Raw genomic sequence first — 19,465 nt, 5'->3', positions numbered from 1 at the left:
TGGTCAATCCAGTGGAGGAATTGCAATGACGGTACGGGGATTCGAGGCAGTCCTGCCGCTCTCTCCGCTGCAGGAAGGCCTTCTGTTCCGGTCCCTGTACGACATCGACGGGCCGGACGTCTACGCCACCCAGATGAGTGCAGAACTCAACGGTTCGCTCGATTGCGGCGTTCTCCGCGCGGCCGCCGAGACCCTGGTGCGCCGCCATTCCGTCCTGCGGTCGACCTTCCGGCACGAGAAGCTGGAGAAGCCCGTCCAGGTGGTCCACCGCGAGATCGAACTCCCCTGGCGGGAGGTCGACTTGAGCAACCTTCCGGAGTCGGAGCAGGCCGCCGCGGTGCGGGCCGTCGCGACCGAGGAGCGAGAGCGCCGCTTCGACCTGGCGGTGCCGCCGCTGGTCCGTTTCGCGGTGGTGAAGCTGGGGGGGGATCGCCACCGGGTGATTCTGACGAACCACCACATTCTCCTGGACGGCTGGTCGATGCCGATCCTCCTCGGCGAGTGGTTCCGTCTGTACGCCTCCGGTGCCGACGACTCGGCGCTTCCGCCGGTGGTGCCGTTCCGCCGCTATTTGGCCTGGCTGAACAAGCAGGACCGGGACGCCGCGCGTTCCGCATGGCGGGGGGTAATGGCCGGGCTGGACGGTCCGACCCTCATTTCCCCGTCCGATCCCTCCCGGCGGCCGGTCGACCCGGACCGGGTGATGCACGACCTGTCCGCCGAGGCGACGGCCCGGCTGGGGGCGTTCGCGCGCCGGCACGGGCTGACCATGAACACCGTCGTCCAGGGTGCGTGGGCGCTGCTGCTGGGCCGGCTGACCGGCCGTGACGACGTGGTGTTCGGCGCGACGGTCTCCGGACGGCCGGCCGAGATCGTCGGCATCGAGTCGATGGTCGGCCTGTTCATCAACACACTGCCGGTGCGCGTCCGGCTGGACCCGGCGGAGAGCCTGGTCGCCCTGCTGACCCGGGTGCAGGACGAGCAGGCGCGCCTGCTGGCGCACCAGCACCTGGGCCTCGGTGAGATCCAGCGACTCGCCGGGCACAGCGAGCTGTTCGACACGCTGACCGCCTTCGAGAGCTTCCCCGTCGACCCCGAGGTGACGGAGCTGCCGGGGACGGGCCTGCGGGTCGGCGAGGCGGAGAGCACGGACGGCAGCCACTTCCCGATCACGCTGTTCGCGGTGCCCGGCGAGCGCCTGCACCTGCGGGTGACGTACCGGCCCGACCTGTTCGCCCCCGAGCAGGCGCGGCGGATCCTGGACCGCCTGGTGGCACTGCTGGACTCGGCCGCCGACACCGCGGACCGCCCGGTGGGACGGATCGACGCACTGGCCGGCGAGCAGCTCGCCCCCGCGGCGGCCACGCCCGTCGCACAGCAGACCGGCTCCGTGCAGGAACGTTTCGCCGGGCAGGCGTCCCTTACTCCCGACGCGATCGCGGTGGCCTTCGGCGACACCGAGGTGACCTACGCCGAACTCGACGCGCGCGCCAACCGGCTGGCGCACCACCTGATCGGCCTCGGGGTCGGCGCCGAGTCGACGGTGGCCGTCTTGCAGGAGCGCTCGGTGGACCTGGTGGTCTCCGTGCTGGCCGTGCTGAAGGCCGGCGGCGCCTACGTCCCGTTGGACGGGCGCTTCCCGGCCGCCCGGCTGGCGATGATCGTCGAGCAGACCGCCGCCCGAGTCCTGTTGACCGACCGCGACGACGCCGGGATCGGCTTCGAGCACACCGCACGCGTGGTCCGCACCGACGACCCGGCACCGGCCGCCCTGCCCGCCACCGACCCCGGCGCGGCGGGCCACCCCGGCCGGCTCGCGTACGTGATGTACACCTCCGGCTCGACCGGCACCCCGAAGGGCGTCGCGGTCACCCACCGCGACGTGCTGGCGCTGGCCGACGACGGCGCGTTCGCCTCGGACGCCCACCTGCGGGTGCTGGTGCACTCGCCGCAGGCCTTCGACGCCTCCACCTACGAGCTGTGGGTCCCGCTGCTGCGCGGCGGCCGACTCGTGGTCGCTCCGCCCGGGGAACTCGACATCGCCGTCCTGGAACGCGTCGTCCGGGAGCACTCGGTCACCGGGATGTGGCTGACGGCCGGTCTGTTCCGGCTGATGGCCGAGGAGTCGCCCGCCGCCTTCGCGGGTGTGCGCGAGGTGTGGACCGGCGGCGACGTGGTGCCCGCCGCCGCGGTGCGCCGGGTGCGCGAGGCGTGCCCCGGGATCGTCGTGGTGGACGGCTACGGCCCCACCGAGACCACCACCTTCGCGACCAACCACCGGATCGCCGCCGGTGCCGAGCTGCCCGCCGCGCTGCCGATCGGCCGACCGCTGGACGGCATGCGCGCGTTCGTCCTCGACCACGCACTGCGCCCGGCTCCCGCGCTCACCGCGGGCGAGCTGTACCTGACCGGCCCCGGTCTGGCCCGCGGCTACCTCGGCCGCCCGGACGCGACCGCCGAGCGCTTCCTGGCCTGTCCGTTCGGGCCCGCCGGTGAGCGGATGTACCGCACCGGCGACCTGGCCCGGGTCAACGCCGACGGCGACCTGGAGTTCCTGGGCCGCGCCGACGACCAGGTCAAGCTGCGCGGCTTCCGGATCGAGCTCGGCGAGGTCGAGACCGCCCTCGCCGCGCACCGCGGGGTCGGTCAGTGCGTGGCCCTGCTGCGCGAGGACCGCGGTGGCGACAAGCGCCTGGTGGCGTACGTGGTGCCCGCGGCCACGGACGACGCCCCCGACCTGTCGGCGCTGCGCCGGCACGCGGCCGCGGCGCTGCCCGCCTACGCGGTGCCCTCCGCGTTCGTGGTGCTGGCCGAGCTGCCGCTGACCGCCAACGGCAAGGTCGACCGCGCCGCGCTTCCCGCGCCCGACGCCGCGGCCGGCGCGCCCGGGCGGGCGCCCGCCACCCCGCAGGAGGAGATCCTGTGCGGCTTGTTCGCACAGATCCTCGGCCTGGACGAGGTCGGCGTCGACGACGACTTCTTCGCCCTGGGCGGCCAGTCGCTCACGGCGACCCGCCTCACCAGCCGGATCCGCGCCGTGTTCGGCGTCGAGGTGCCGGTGCGCCGTCTGTTCGAGGCCCCCACGGTGGCGGCGCTGGCCGAGCGGCTGAACGCCGAGGGCTCCGCCCGCGAGGCGCTGGCCCCGCAGGAGCGCCCGGCGCGCGTGCCGCTGTCCTTCGCCCAGCGCCGGCTCTGGTTCCTCAACCGGCTCGACCACACCGACGGCTCCTACAACATCCCGCTCTCGGTGGAGCTGACCGGCCGGCTCGACGTCGACGCGCTGCGCGCCGCGCTGGCCGACCTGACGGCCCGCCACGAGAGCCTGCGCACCGTCTTCCCGGACCACGACGGCGAGCCCTCGCAGCACGTGCTGGCCGCCGAGGACGCCCGCCCCGCCCTGGAGGTCACCCGGACCACCGCGGACGAGCTCGACGCGCTGCTGGCCGCCCGGACCGGGCGCGGCTTCGACCTGGCCCGTGAACTCCCGCTGCGCGCCGACCTGTTCGAGACCGGCCCGGACACCCACGTGCTCCTGCTGGTGATGCACCACATCGCGGCCGACGGCTGGTCGGCCGCCCCGCTGGCCCGCGACCTGGCGGTGGCCTACGAGGCGCGCCGCGAGGGCCGCGCGCCCGACTGGGCTCCCCTGCCCGTCCAGTACGCCGACTACTCGCTGTGGCAGCAGCGGGTGCTGGGCGACGAGGACGACGACTCGAGCCCGACCGCCCGCCAGCTCGCCCACTGGAAGCAGGCCCTGGCCGGCCTGCCGGACACGCTCTCCCTGCCCGTCGACCGGCCCCGCCCGGCCACCGCACCCGCCGCCTCGGGCGCGACGGTGACCTTCGAGCTGCCCGCCGACCTGCACCGCGGCGTCGCCGACACCGCCCGGGGCAGCCAGGCGAGCACCTTCATGGTGCTGCAGGCCTGCTTCGCGGCCCTGCTGACCAGGCTCGGGGCCGGCACCGACATCCCGATCGGCACTCCGATCGCGGGCCGCACGGACGAGGCGCTGGACGACCTGGTCGGCTTCTTCGTCAACACGCTGGTGCTGCGCACCGACACCTCCGGCGACCCGACCTTCCGGGAGCTGTTCGCCCGCACCCGCGAGACGGACCTGGCCGCGTACACCCACCAGGACGTCCCGTTCGAGCGCCTGGTGGAGGTCCTGAACCCGACCCGCACGCTCTCCCGCCACCCGCTGTTCCAGGTCCTGCTGACCCTGGAGAACACCCCGGCCGGCAGCCTGCGGCTGCCGGGGCTGGACGTCACCCCGCGCCTGGTGGACAGCGACGGTGCCAAGTTCGACCTCTCCGTCCACCTGCGCGAGCGCCTCGCCGAGGACGGCTCCCCCGCCGGGATCGAGGGCCTGCTCGCCTACCGCGAGGACCTGTTCGACCGTTCGAGCGTCGAGCGGATCGCCGCCCGCTGGGAGCTGCTGCTGTCGCAGGCCGTCGCCGACGCGGACCGGCGGATCGGCGCGGTGGAGGTGCTGCTGCCGGGCGAGCGCGAGCTCGTCCTCACCGACGTCAACGACACCGCCCAGGAGGTGCGCGCCCTCCCGCTGCCCCGGCTGTTCGAGGAGCAGGCGGCCCGCACCCCGGACGCGACCGCGCTCGTCTCGGGCGCCGACCGGGTGTCGTACGCGGAGCTGAACGCCCGGGCCAACCGGCTGGCGCACCACCTGATCGGCCGGGGCGTCGGCCCCGAGCAGCTGGTGGCCGTCTGCCTGGACCGAGGCATCGACGCCGTCGTCGCGATGCTCGGCGTGGTCAAGGCCGGAGCGGCCTACGTGCCGCTGGACCCGCACTACCCGGCGCAGCGGATCGCCCTCGTGCTGGAGGACAGCCGCCCCGCGCTGCTGATCACCTCCGGGTCGCTCGACGCCGCCCTGCCGTCCGTGGACGGGGTGGCCCGGCTGCTGGTCGGCGCCGTCCCGCAGGCGGTGCCGGACACCGACCCGACCGACGTCGACCGGCTGAGCCCGCTGACCCTGCGCCACCCGGCGTACGTCATCTACACCTCCGGGTCCACCGGCACCCCGAAGGGCGTCGTGGTCGAGCACCGCTCGGTCGCCGACTACCTGACCTGGACGGGCCGCACCTACGAGGCGGCGCGCGGCACCGCCCTGCTGCACTCCTCGCTCGCGTTCGACCTCACCCTCACCGCCCTGTACACGCCGCTGACCACCGGCGGCGCCGTCCACCTGGCCGACCTCGACGACGAGGACCCGGCCCTGGTCGAGGCGCTCGGCGAGCGGCCGGCCACCTTCATGAAGGCCACCCCCAGCCACCTTGCGCTGCTCACCGCGCTGCCGGACTCATTCTCCCCCACCGGCGAACTGCTGCTCGGCGGCGAGGCGTTGACCGGCGAGGCGCTCCAGGAGTGGCGCGAGCGCCACCCCGGCGTCCGGGTGCGCAACGTGTACGGACCGACCGAGGCGACGGTGAACTGCGCCGAGTACCCGATCGAGGCGGGCCAGGACGTGCCCGCCGGCCCGGTTCCGATCGGCCGGCCCCAGGGCAACGCCCGGCTGTACGTGCTGGACGCCCAGCTGAACCCGGTCGCCCCGCAGGTCGCGGGCGAGCTCTACATCGCCGGCGAGGGCCTGGCCCGCGGCTACCTGCGCCGCCCCGGCCAGACCGCCGACCGCTTCGTCGCCGACCCGTTCGGCGCGCCCGGCGCCCGGATGTACCGCACCGGCGACCTGGCCCGCTGGACCGCGGACGGCCGGCTGGTGTTCCTCGGCCGGGCCGACGACCAGATCAAGATCCGCGGCCACCGCGTCGAGCTGGGCGAGATCGAGGCCACCCTGCTGAGCCGCCCGGAGACGGCCCAGGTCGCCGTCCTGCTGCGCGAGGACGTGCCCGGCGACCAGCGACTGGTGGCCTACCTGGTGCCCGCCGAGGGCGCCACCGAGGACGAGGACGCGCTGCGCGAGCACGCCCAGCGTGCCCTGCCGGACTACATGGTCCCCTCGGCGTTCGTGTGGCTGCCCGAGCTGCCGCTGACCGTCCACGGCAAGCTGGACCGCCGCGCCCTGCCCGCCCCGGCGGCTCGGGCGGCCGGCCCCCGCCGCACGGCGCGCACGCCGCAGGAGGAGATCCTGTGCGCCCTGTTCGCCGAAGTGCTGCGGGTCCCCGAGGTCGGCATCGACGACGACTTCTTCGGCCTGGGCGGGCACTCGCTGCTCGCCACCCGCCTGGTCAGCCGCATCCGCACCGCGCTGGGCGCCGAGCTGCCCATCCGGGCGCTGTTCGAGACCCCCTCGGTGGCCGGCCTCGCGGAGCGGCTGGGCGAGACCGCGGCCGACCGCCGGCCGGCCCTTCGCCCGGCACAGCGCCCGGAGACCGTCCCGCTGTCCTTCGCCCAGCGCCGGCTGTGGTTCATCAACCGGCTGGAGGAGCAGAGCGCGACGTACAACATGCCGCTCGCCCTCACCCTGAGCGGCCCGCTCGACCGTGCGGCGCTGGCCGCCGCGGTGCTGGACCTGCTCGACCGGCACGAGAGCCTGCGCACCGTGCTGCCCGAGGTCGGCGGCGCCCCGTGCCAGGAGGTGCTCGCCCCCGACGCCCGTCCGGTGCTGACCGTCACCGACGCCCGGGGCGCCGACGTCGAGGAGCTGCTGCGTGCCGCCGTCGGCCGCGGCTTCGACCTGGCCGCCGAATTCCCGCTGCGGATCGAGGTGTTCGAGCGCGGCGAGGACGAGCACGTGCTGCTCCTGCTGCTGCACCACATCGCCGCCGACGGCTGGTCGATGGCGCCGCTGGCCGACGACCTGGCCCGGGCCTACGAGGCACGCGCCCGCGGCGAGGAGCCCGGATGGGCGCCGCTGCCCGTCCAGTACGCCGACTACACCCTGTGGCAGCGCGAGGTGCTCGGCGACGAGGACGACCCGAGCAGCCCGATCGCGCAGCAACTCGCTTACTGGACGCGGACCCTGGACGAACTGCCGGAGCAGCTCGACCTGCCCGCCGACCGGCCCCGGCCGGCCGTGGCGACCCACCGCGGCGACGCGGTGACCGTCGAACTGCCCGCGCAGTTGCACCAGGCCCTGACCGCGGTGGCCCGGCAGAACCAGGCGAGCGTCTACATGGTCCTGCAGGCTGCCGTGGCGGCCCTGCTGACCAAGCTCGGTGCCGGCACCGACATCCCGATCGGCAGTCCGATCGCCGGGCGCACCGACGAGGCCCTCGACCACCTGGTCGGGCTCTTCATCAACACCCTGGTGCTGCGCACCGACACCTCCGGCGACCCGAGCTTCCGCGAGCTGCTGGGCCGCGTCCGCGAGGTCGACCTGGCCGCCTACACCCACCAGGACCTGCCGTTCGAGCGCCTGGTGGAGGTGCTCAACCCGGAGCGCTCCACCGCCCGCCACCCGCTGTTCCAGGTCGCGCTCACCCTGCAGAACAACGCCGAACCGAGCTGGGGCCTGCCGGGCCTGACCAGCGGCCAGCAGGCCGTCGGCCTGGCCTCGGAGAAGTTCGACCTGTCCTTCGGCTTCACCGAGCGCCGTGACGCGGAGGGCGGGCCGGCCGGCATCGGCGGCGCCATCGGCTACGGCACCGACCTGTTCGACCGGGACACCGTCGAGCGGATGCGCGACCGACTGCTACGCCTCCTGGAGGCCGTGGCGGCCGACCCCGAGCGGCCGCTCGGCACGGTCGAGCTGCTGGACGACGAGGAGCGGCTGCGGCTGCTGACGACCTGGAACGACACCGCCCGACCGGTGCCGGACGGCGACGTGGCGCAGCAGTTCGCCGCCCGGGCCCGGCACACCCCCGACAGCCCCGCCCTGCTGTTCGAGGGCACCGTCCTGTCCTACGCCGAGCTGGACCGGCGCGCCAACCGCCTGGCCCACCACCTCACCGCCCTCGGGGCCGGCCCGGAGCGCCTGGTGGCCGTCGCCCTGCCGCGCTCGGCCGAGATGGTCGTCGCGCTGCTGGCCGTCCTCAAGTCCGGTGCGGCGTACATCCCGATCGACCCGGACTACCCGGCCGACCGGGTCGGCTACATGCTGGAGGACGCGCGCCCCGCGCTGCTCGTCACCACCGGCGAGGTCGCCGACCGCACCGACCCGACCGGGTCCGTCACCCACGTCCTGCTCGACGACCCGGCCACCCTGCTGGCCGTCGCCAGCCTGCCGGACGGCGACCCGGCCGCAGGCCGCCCCGCCGCCGACCCCGCGACGCCCGCGTACGTGATCTACACCTCCGGCTCGACCGGCCGGCCCAAGGGCGTGGTCATCCCCCGCGCGGCGCTGACCAACTTCCTGGCCACCATGGCCGAGCGCTTCCCGATGGGCGCGGACGACCGCCTGGTGGCCGTCACCACCGTCGCCTTCGACATCGCGGGCCTGGAGATGTGGCTGCCGCTGACCAGCGGAGCCGGCGTGGTGCTCGCGCCCAAGGACACCGTCCTGGACCCGGCCCGGCTGGCCGAGCTGATCACCGGCTCGCGAGCCACCTTCCTGCAGGCCACGCCCTCGCTGTGGCAGGCGCTGCTCGCCCACGACCCGGCCGCCCTGGCCGGCGTGCGGGCCCTGGTCGGCGGCGAGGCCGTGCCGGCCGGCCTGGCCGCGGCGCTGCGCGAGGCCGCCGCGGACGTCACCAACGTCTACGGCCCCACCGAGACCACCATCTGGTCCACCGCCGCCCTGCTGGGCGAGCGCCCCGGCGCACCCACCATCGGCGGGCCGATCGGCAACACCCGGGTGTACATCCTGGACTCCGCTCTGCGCCCGGTGCCCACCGGCGTCGCCGGGGACCTCTTCATCGCCGGTGACGGCCTCGCCCGCGGCTACCTGTACCGCCCGGGGATGACCGCCGAGCGTTTCGTCGCCTCCCCGTTCGGTGCGCCCGGCGAGCGGATGTACCGCACCGGCGACGTGGCCCGCTGGGGCAAGGACGGCAACCTCGAGTTCCTGGGACGCGCCGACAGCCAGGTGAAGGTCCGCGGCTTCCGGATCGAGCTCGGCGAGATCGAGACGGTGCTCGCCACCCACCCCGAGGTGGCCCAGGCCGCCGTCCTGGTCCGCGAGGACCGCCCCGGCGACCAGCGCCTGGTCGCGTACGTGGTGCCCGAGCCCGGCGCCGCCCCGCTGCCCGCGCAGCTGCGCGACCACGTCGGCGCGTTCCTGCCGGACTACATGACCCCGACCGCGATCGTCACCCTGCCGGCCTTCCCGCTCACCCCGAACGGCAAGCTCGACCGCAAGGCCCTGCCCGCCCCCGACCTGGGCGTGCTCTCCTCCGGCCGCGCCGCCCGGACGCCGCAGGAGGAGATCCTCTGCGACATCTTCGGGGAGATCCTCGGCGTGCCGCAGATCGGCATCGACGACAACTTCTTCGAGCTCGGCGGTCACTCGCTGCTGGCCACCCGGCTGGTCAGCCGGATCCGCGCCGTCCTGGACGTGGAACTGCCGATCCGTGCCCTGTTCGACGCCCCGACCGTGGCCGGCCTGGCCGAGCTGCTGGGCAGTGCGGCCGACGCCCGCGCCGCGCTGCGCCCGATGACGCGCCCCGAGCATGTTCCGCTGTCCTTCGCGCAGCGCCGGCTCTGGTTCATCAACCGCTTCGAGGACGGCCAGAACCTCACCTACAACATGCCGGTCGCCGTCCGGCTCAGGGGCGCGCTGGACGTCGACGCGATGCGCCTGGCGCTGGTCGACGTGGTCCAGCGGCACGAGACCCTGCGCACCGTCTTCCCCGAGGTCGACGGCGTCCCGTACCAGCGGGTCCTCGACCTCGCGACCGCGCACCCGCACCTGACGGTGAGCCATGTCACCGAGGAGGCGCTGCCGGACGCGCTGCTCACGGCCGTCCGAAAGCCGAGCGACCTGGCGGTCGTCCCGCCGCTGCGCACCTTCCTGTTCGTGCTCGGCCCCGAGGAGCACGTGCTGCTGCTGGCGCTGCACCACATCGCCGGCGACGGCTGGTCGATGTCCCCGCTGGCCGGGGACTTCGCCCGGGCCTACGCCGCGCGCCGGGAGGGCCGCGCGCCGCAGTGGTCGCCGCTGCCCGTCCAGTACGCGGACTTCACGCTGTGGCAGCGCGAGGTCCTGGGCGACGAGGACGACCCGACCAGCCCGATCTCCCAGCAGCTCGCCTACTGGAAGCAGAACCTGGCCGGCCTGCCGGACCAGCTCGACCTGCCCTCCGACCGGCCCCGCCCGGCGGAGATCAGCTACCGCGGCGAGACGCTGTACTTCCGGCTCGACCCGGAGCTGCACGCCAGGCTCGTCGTCCTGGCCCGCGACACCCGGACCAGCCTCTACATGGTGCTGCAGGCCGGCCTCGCCGTCCTGCTCTCCAAGCTCGGCTGCGGCACCGACATCCCGATCGGCAGCCTGATCGCCGGGCGCACCGACGAGGCGCTGGACGACCTGGTCGGTTTCTTCGTCAACGCCCTGGTGCTGCGGACCGACACCTCGCAGGACCCGACCTTCGAGGAACTGCTCGGCCGCGTCCGGGACACCGACCTGGCCGCGTACGCCCACCAGGACGTGCCGTTCGAGCGGCTGGTCGAGGTGCTCAACCCGGCGCGCTCGCTGGCCCGTCACCCGCTCTTCCAGGTGGCGCTCAACCTGCAGAACGTGCCCACCGAGGGCGGCGACCTGCCGGGGCTGTCCATCCACCCGCAGCCTGTCGGCATGGGGACCGCCAAGATCGATCTGGCCTTCGGCTTCTCCGAGCTCCGGGACACGGACGGCACCCCCGGCGGCATCAACGGCGAACTCACCTTCAACCTCGACCTGTTCGACGCGCCGACCGCGCAGACCCTCGCCGACCGGCTGACCGGTGTGCTGCAGGCGGCGACCGCCCGCCCGGCCGACGCGATCTCCGCCATCGACGTCCTCACGGCCGCCGAGCGCGAGCTGGTGCTGGGGCAGTGGAGCGGCGCCGAGCGGGACGTCCCGACCGGCACACTGGGCGGGCTGTTCGAGGCGCAGGCCGCCCGCACGCCCGAGGCCGTCGCGGTCGTCTCCGACGAGGAGTCGCTGACCTACCGGGAGCTCAACGCCCGCGCCAACCGCCTGGCCCGACTGCTCGTCGGCCGCGGTGTCGGCCCCGAGCAGGTCGTGGCCGTCGCGCTGCCCCGGTCGGTGCGCTGGCTCACCACCCTGCTGGCCGTCGTCAAGGCCGGCGCGGCCTACCTGCCGCTCGACCCGAACCACCCGGCGGACCGGATCGCGTTCATGCTCGACGACGCCGCCCCGGCCCTGGTGGTGACCACCGCCGGTACCGCCGCGGCCCTGCCCGAGGCGGCCCGGACCGTCTGCCTGGCGGTCGACGCGTCCGACACCGTCGAGGCGCTGACCGCCCTGGGCGACGGCGACCTGACCGACGCCGACCGGCGCGCCCCGCTGCGGCCCGTCCACCCGGCCTACGTCATCTACACCTCGGGCTCCACCGGCCGCCCCAAGGGCGTGGTGGTCCCGCACACCGGCATCGGCAACCTCGCCGCCACCCACGCGGACCACCTCGACATCACCCCGGGCAGCCGGGTGCTGCAGGCGGTGTCGCTCAACTTCGACCCGTCCGTCGCGGACGTGGCGATGAGCCTGCTGTCCGGCGCCTGCCTGGTCCTCGCACCGGGCACCGGCCAGCTGCTCGGCGAGGAGCTGGCCGCCCACATCGACCGGCACGCCGTCAGCCACGTGATGCTGCCCGCGCCGATGGCCGCCACCCTGGCCGGCGAGCGGATGGCCAGCCTGCGCTGCCTGGTCACCGGCGGTGACGCCTGCTCGGCCGAGCTGGTGCAGCGGCTGTCCGCCGGCGGCCGCCGGGTGGTCAACGCCTACGGCCCGACCGAGTCCACGGTGGCCGCGACCCTCAGCCGGCCGCAGACCGGCGAGCACAACCCGCCGATCGGCGGCCCGGTGTGGAACACCCGCGCCCACGTGCTGGACGACGCGCTGCGCCCGGTCGCGCCCGGCGTGGCGGGCGAGCTCTACCTCAGCGGCACCGGCCTGGCCCGCGGCTACCTGAACCGCGCGCAGCTGACCGCCGAGCGGTTCGTCGCCAACCCCTTCGGCGCCCCCGGCGAGCGGATGTACCGCACCGGAGACCTCGTGCGCTGGAACCGGGACGGGCAGCTGGAGTTCATCGGCCGCAGCGACGACCAGGTCAAGATCCGCGGGTTCCGGATCGAGCTCGGCGAGATCCGTTCCGCCGTCCTCGGGCACCCGGACGTCGCCGAGGCCGAGGTCGTCGTGCGCGAGGACCAGCCCGGGGTGAAGTCCCTGGTCGGCTACCTGGTACCGGAGCCGGGCCAGGGCCCGGACGCGGCCGCGCTGCGGGCCCACACGGCGGCGCTGCTGCCCGACTACATGGTCCCGGCGGCGTTCGTGACGCTGGAGGCACTGCCGCTGACCCCGAACGGCAAGCTCGACCGCCGGGCGCTGCCCGCCCCCGATTACGGGGTGCGGGTGGGCGGCGGCGAGCCGCGCAACCCGCGCGAGGCGGCACTGTGCGAGCTGTTCGCCCAGCTCCTGGGGCTGCCCCGGGTCGGGATCGAGGACAGCTTCTTCGACCTCGGCGGCGACAGCATCATGTCCATCCAGCTGGTCAGCCGGGCCCGCAAGGCCGGCCTGGTGCTCACCCCGCGCGACGTCTTCCAGCACAAGACGGTGGCGGCGCTGGTCTCCGTCGCCGGCTCGCCGGAGGACGTGGTGTTCGAGGCGCCGGAGGCGGCCATCGGCGAGGTCGCGCTGACGCCGATCATCCACTGGCTGCGCGAGCGCGGCGGGCCGGTCGACCGGTTCAACCAGTCGGTCACGGTGCCCGCGCCGGAGGGCTGCGACGAGGCGGGCCTGACCGCCACCGTGCAGGCCCTGCTGGACCACCACGACGCGCTGCGCGCGCGGCTCCACCGGGCCGGTGACGGCTCCGAGTGGACGCTGGAGGTCCTGCCCAAGGGCAGCGTGGACGCGGCCGACTGCCTGGTGCGCGCCGACGTCGCCGGTCTCGCGGGCGACGAGCTCGCCGCGGTGGCCGCCGAGCACGGTGAGGCCGCCCGGGCGGCACTCGACCCGCAGGCCGGGGCGATGCTCCGGGTGGTCTGGTTCGACGCCGGACCGGAGCGTCCGGGCTTCCTGCTGCTGGTCCTGCACCACCTGGTCGTCGACGGCGTGTCCTGGCGCATCCTGCTGCCGGACCTGACCACGGCCTGGGAGGCCGTCGCCGCCGGCCGTCCGGTCGAGCTGGAGCGCGCCCGCACCTCCTTCCGCGGCTGGGCCGCCCGCCTGGCGGAACTGGCCGAGGAGCCGGCCCGGGCGGAGGAACTCGCCCTGTGGACGGGCATCCTGGACAGCGCCGAGCCGCCGCTGGCGGACCGCCCGCTGGACCCGCTGGTCGACGTCGCCGCCACCTCCCGGTTCCTGTCCGTGCAGCTGTCCGCCGAGCAGACCGAGGCGTTGCTGGCACGCGTGCCCGCCGCCTTCCACGCCGGGGTCAACGACGTCCTGCTGGCCGCCCTCGCCCTGGCCGTGGCGCACCGCCGCCGGCTGCGCGGCCAGGACGCGGGCTCGGCCCTGCTGGTCGACCTGGAGGGCCACGGCCGCGAGGACCTCGGTGACGGCAGCGACCTGTCGCGCACCGTCGGCTGGTTCACCAGCATGTACCCCGTCCGGCTCGACCCGGGCGCGGTGGACTGGACCGAGCTGTGCGCCGGCGGCCCGGCCGCCGGCCGGGCCCTCAAGCGGGTCAAGGAGCAGTTGCGCGCCCTGCCCGACAACGGGCTGGGCTACGGCCTGCTGCGCTACCTCAACCCGCGGACCGGCCCGCAGCTGGCCGCGCTGCCCGCGCCGCAGATCGGCTTCAACTACCTCGGCCGCTTCGAGGCCCCCGCGGTGACGGACCTGAGCACCCACCAGGTGGTCGCCGAGGCCGCCGGCCGCGCCGGCGGCACCGACCCGCGGATGCCGCTGCCGCACCCGCTTGAGGTCAACGCGTTGGCCGAGGACGCCGGCGAGGGCGCCCGGCTGACCGCGACCTGGTCCTGGCCCGGCGGCATGTTCGCCGAGGAGGAGGTGCGGGAGCTGGCCGAGGACTGGCTGAGCGTCCTGCGGGCCTTCGTCGAGCACGCCGCCCAGCCGGGCGCCGGCGGGCTCACCCCCTCCGACGTGCCGCTGGTGGAGGTCTCGCAGGACCAGATCGACCGGCTGGAGGAGGAGCACGGCGCGATCGCCGACGTGCTGCCGCTGTCCCCGCTGCAGGAGGGCCTGCACTTCCACGCCGCGTACGACGAGGGCGGCCTCGACGTGTACACCACCCAACTGGCGCTGGGCATGGAGGGCCCGCTGGACACCGCCGCGCTGCGCCGGGCCCTGCGCGCCCTGCTGGAGCGGCACGGCAACCTGCGGGCGGGCTTCCGCCACCAGGGGCTGGCGAACCCGGTCCAGTTCATCCCGTCCGAGACCGAACTCCCTTGGTTCGACGTGGACTTGACCCACCTCGACGGGGAGCGGCAGGAGGCGGAGCTGGCCCGGCTGCTGGAGGAGGACCGTACCCGCCGGTTCGACCTGGAGCGCCCGCCGCTGCTGCGGTTCACCCTGGTGAAGCTGGCGCCCGAGCGCCACCGGTTCGTGTGGACCAGCCACCACATCCTGCTGGACGGCTGGTCGATGCCGGTGCTGCTCGGCGAGCTGTCGGCGCTGTACCAGTCGGGCGGCGACGACGCGGCGCTGCCGCGCGTGGCCCCCTACCGCGGCTACCTGGCCTGGCTGGCCCAGCAGGAGCGCGGCCCGGCGGAGCAGGCGTGGCGCGAGGCGCTGGCCGGGGTGGACGAGCCGACGCTGGTCGCCCAGCCGGACCCGTCCCGCGAGCCGGCCGCCCCCGAGCAGGTCACCGTGGCGCTGTCCGAGGAGTCGACGGCCGCGGTGATCGAGCGGGCCCGCCGGATCGGCGTGACGCCCAACACCGTGGTCCAGGCCGCCTGGGCGATCCTGCTCGGCGGGATCACCGGCCGTGACGACGTGGTCTTCGGCGGCACCGCCGCCGGCCGGCCCACCGAGATCGCGGGCGTGGAGACCATGGTCGGCCTGTTCATCAACACCCTGCCGGTGCGGGTGAAGCTGGACCCGGCCCAGCCGCTGGCCGCCCTGCTGACCGCGGTGCAGCGCCAGCAGTCCGACCTGATGGCCCACCAGTGGCTCAGCCTCAGCTCGGTGCAGCGACTGACCGGCCTGCCCGAACTGTTCGACACCATCACGGTGTTCGAGAACTACCCGGCGCAGCCGGAACAGCTGCAGACGCCGTCCAGCGGCGTGCGGATCTCCGGCAGCACGGCCCAGGACGCCACCCACTACCCGCTCAGCCTCGCGGCGGTGCTGTCGGACGGCGGGCTCCAGCTGCGGCTCGGCTACCGGCCGGACCTGCTGGAGGCGCGGACCGTCCGCACTCTCGCCGACCGGCTGGCCCGGCTGTTCGAGACGGTGGCGGCCGAGCCCGAGCGGCTGCTGGGCACCGTCGAGACGCTGGACGCGGCCGAGCGCGAGCAGGTGCTGGTGGCCTGGAACGACACCGCGCGGCCGGCGCCGCAGGCCGTCCTGCCCGAGCTCTTCCAGGAGCAGGCGGCCCGCACTCCGGACGCCGCGGCCGTGGCCTTCGAGGGCACCACGCTCAGCTACGGCGAGCTGAACGAGCGGGCCAACCGCCTGGCGCACCTGCTGATCGAGCACGGCGCCGGTCCGGAGCGCACCGTCGCCCTGGCGCTGCCGCGCTCGCCGGAGTGGGTGGTCGCCCTGCTGGCGGTGGCGAAGAGCGGCGCCGCGTACCTGCCGGTCGACCCGGAGTACCCGGCCGAGCGCATCGCCTACATGCTGGACGACGCGCAGCCGGTGCTGCTGCTCTCGCTGTCCTCCGTCGAGCTGCCGGAATCCGGCCCGCGGCTCCTGCTGGACCACCCGGCCACGGCCGAGGAAGTGGCCCGGCGCCCGCACACCGATGTGACGGACGAGGAGCGCTCGGCCCCGCTGACCCCGGCGAACACCGCGTACGTGATCTACACCTCCGGCTCCACGGGCCGCCCCAAGGGCGTCATGGTGCCGCACTCCGGACTGGCGAACCTCGCGGCCGCGCAGATCGACCGGTTCGCGGTGGCACCGGGCAGCAGGGTCCTGCAGTTCGCCTCGCCGAGCTTCGACGCCGCGGTGTCGGAACTGTGCATGACCTTCCTGACCGGCTCGCTGCTGGTGCTGGCCCCGCAGGACCGGCTGATGCCGGGCGAGGCGCTGGCCGAGGTGCTGGCCGAGCACGAGGTCACCCACGCCACCATCCCGCCGGCCGCCCTGGCCGCCATGTCCGAGGACGACCTGCCCGCGGGCATGACCCTGGTCGTCGCGGGCGAGGCGACCGCGCCCGAACTGGTGGCGCGCTACAGCGTCGGCCGCCGGATGATCAACGCGTACGGCCCGACCGAGACCACGGTGTGCGCCACCATGAGCGAACCGCTGTCGGGGGCGCAGACGCCGCCGATCGGACGGCCGGTCGACAACGCCCGGGTCTACGTGCTGGATCCGGCGCTGCGCCCGGTCGCGCCGGGCGCCCTGGGCGAGCTGTACGTCGCGGGGGCCGGGCTGGCGCGCGGTTACTGCGGCCGGCCGGGGCTGACCGCCGAGCGGTTCGTCGCGAACCCGTTCGGCGCGCCGGGTGAGCGGATGTACCGCACCGGCGACGTGGTCCGCTGGCGCCTCGACGGGCAGCTGGAGTTCGCCGGCCGTGCGGACGACCAGGTCAAGGTCCGCGGCTTCCGGATCGAGCTCGGCGAGATCGAGACCGCGCTCGCCGCGCACCCGGCGGTCGGCCGTGCCGCGGTGATCGTCCGCCAGGACACGCCGGGCGTGCGCACCCTGGTCGGCTACGTGGTGCCGACGGCCGACGCCGAGCCGGTGGAGGGCGCCGATCTGCGCGCCCACGTCGCCCTGACGGTGCCGGACTACATGGTGCCGGCCGCGGTGGTCACGCTGGACGACCTGCCGCTCACCCCGAACGGCAAGCTGGACCGCAAGGCGCTGCCCGCCCCCGACTTCACGGCGTCGTTCCGGGGCGGAGCTCCCGGCACACCGCAGGAGGAGGTGCTCTGCGCACTGTTCGCCGAGGTGCTGGGCCTGCCCTCGGTCGGCGTCGAGGACGGCTTCTTCGACCTGGGCGGCGACTCGCTGCTGGCCACCCGCCTGATCGGCCGGGTCGGCTCGGTGTTCGGCGTCAAGGTGACGATCCGCGCGCTGTTCGAGAGCCCCACGGTGGCCACCCTGGCCCGCCGCCTGGGCGTCGACGACGACCGGGACCCGCTGGACGTGCTGCTGCCGCTGCGCGTCTCGGGCGAGCGCCCGCCGCTGTTCTGCGTCCATCCGGCGGCCGGCATCGGCTGGGTGTACGCGGGGCTCATCCGGCAGCTCGACCCCGGCCACCCGATCTACGCGCTGCAGGCGCGCGGCCTGGCCCGCCAGGACGACGAACTGCCGTCCGACATGGCGGCGATGGCCGAGGACTACGTCGCGCAGATCCGCGCCGTCCAGCCCACCGGCCCGTACCACCTGCTGGGCTGGTCGCTCGGCGGGCTGGTCGCCCACGAGATGGCGGCCAGGCTTCAGGAGGAGGGCGAGGAGGTCGCGATGCTGGCCGTCCTCGACGCCTACCCCCGGGCTGCGGACGCCCCGGCGCCCGCCGCGGGCCCCGCGGCCGAGCGTCCGGTCGCGGACGAGGAGGCCGAAGTCCTCACCGCGCTGTTGGAGTTCCTCGGCCACGACGTGACCGAGCTCGACGGACAGCCGGTCACCCATGCCGCGGTGATGGAGGTCCTGCGGCGCGACGGCAGCGCCCTGGCCAGCCTGGAGGAGCGCCACATCGCGGCCCTCACCCGGATCGGCGCCAACTTCGAGCGCGTGCTGGCCGGGCACCGGCCCACCGTCTTCCACGGCGACCTGCAGCTCTTCGTCGCCACCGAGGACAAGCCCGCCGACATGGCCACCGACGGCGCCTGGCGCCCGTACGTGACCGGTCACATCGACACCCACACCCTCGCCTGCCGGCACAACGACGTCACCCGGCCCGGCCCGCTGGCCCGGATCGCCGAGGTGCTCGCCGACAGGCTCCGGTCGAACAAGTAAGGCGCCCGCCAGGGCGGTTCGGCTCCGGACACGACCATCACCATCCACTAGAGAGGCAGCCCACCCGATGCAGGAAGGCACCACCCCCGAGCCCGCCGACGAAGGCGAGCAGCCGGTACAGCTGTTCGACCCGGCCGTGCTGGCGGACCCGCACGGCTTCTACCGGGGCCTGCGCGCGAAGGGGCGCACCTGGCACACCGCCATCCCCGGCGCCGGGGTCGACGTGCACGCCCTCATCCACTTCGAGGACGTCCGCGCCGGGCACGTCGACCGGCGGCTCAGCAGCAACTTCCGCCCCGACTCCCCGGCCCGGGCGAACGAGCCGAAGCCGGAGAAGCCCGGCATCTTCGACGTGGTCGGCCAGCACATGGGCAACTGCGACCCGCCGGTCCAGACCCGCCTGCGCAAGCTGGTCGGTCAGGCGTTCTCCGCCCGGCACGTCGAGCGACTGCGTCCGACGGTGGAGCAGCGCGTCGACGAGCTCCTTGACGCCATGGCCGGCCAGGACGAGGTCGACCTGATGGACGCCTTCGCCTGGCGGCTGGCACTCTCGATGATCTGCACGATGCTCGGGGCTTCCGCCGAGGACGAGGCGGTCTTCCGGGGCTGGTCGGACTCGTCCCGCGGGATCGAGACCGAGCGGTCGCGCATCGAGATCGCCACCGCGATCGCCGAGCGGATGCAGGACCTGCTGGACTCCCGACGCGCCGAGCCGAAGGACGACCTGCTCAGCGTCCTGGTCCAGGCCCGGGAGGACGACGACCGGCTCACCGAGCAGGAGTTGCTCTCGACGGCGTTCCTGCTGCTGGCGGCCGGCTACGAGTCGGTGGCCGGGCTGATCGGCAGCACCGTCCTGGCGCTGCAGAACCACCCGGAGCAGGCCGCGCTGCTGCGGGAGAAGCCGGAGCTGCTGCCGAACGCGGTGGAGGAGGTCCTGCGCTACGAGAGCCCGGTGATCCTCAACAACCTCCGCTTCGTCGCCGAGGACATGACCATCGGCGACACCGAGATCAAGAAGGGCGACCTCGTCGCCCTGTCGCTCGGGTCGGCCAACCGGGACGAGCAGCGCTTCCCGAACGCGGAGCTGTTCGACATCACCCGGGACACCTCCGGTCACCTGGCGTTCGGCCAGGGCATCCACTACTGCCTGGGCGCGCCGCTGGCCCGGATCCAGGCGCAGACCGCGGTCGGCCGGTTGCTGCAGCGCTACCCCGACCTCAAGCTCGCGGCGGACCCGAAGGACCTGGGCTGGCTGCCCACCCCGATCTCCCGCATCCTGCGCACGCTCCCGGTCGCCCTGGGCCCTGCCGCGCGCTGAGACCGCGACCAGATTCCCACCATGACGACGCCGTGCCG

2 protein-coding genes are annotated in these 19,465 nt (G+C 74.5%); both read left to right on the top strand.

Going from position 1 to position 19,465, the window contains the following annotated elements:
• Positions 1-25: 25 nt before the first annotated feature.
• Positions 26-18,109, top strand: a complete 18,084-nt coding sequence (locus tag VM95_RS13400) for a non-ribosomal peptide synthase/polyketide synthase (protein WP_052707350.1) — start codon at positions 26-28, stop codon at positions 18,107-18,109.
• A gap of 67 nt (positions 18,110-18,176) precedes the next feature.
• Positions 18,177-19,427 carry a cytochrome P450 family protein gene (locus tag VM95_RS13395; protein WP_045696007.1) on the top strand — a complete coding sequence of 417 codons (1,251 nt, stop codon included), beginning with the start codon at positions 18,177-18,179 and terminating at the stop codon, positions 19,425-19,427.
• The last annotated feature ends 38 nt before the right edge of the window (positions 19,428-19,465 follow it).

Source organism: Streptomyces rubellomurinus, assembly GCF_000961885.1.
Taxonomy (GTDB): domain Bacteria; phylum Actinomycetota; class Actinomycetes; order Streptomycetales; family Streptomycetaceae; genus Kitasatospora; species Kitasatospora rubellomurina.
The sequence above is the reverse complement of the archived record's forward strand: the minus strand, read 5'-3'. Positions and strand labels throughout refer to the sequence as shown.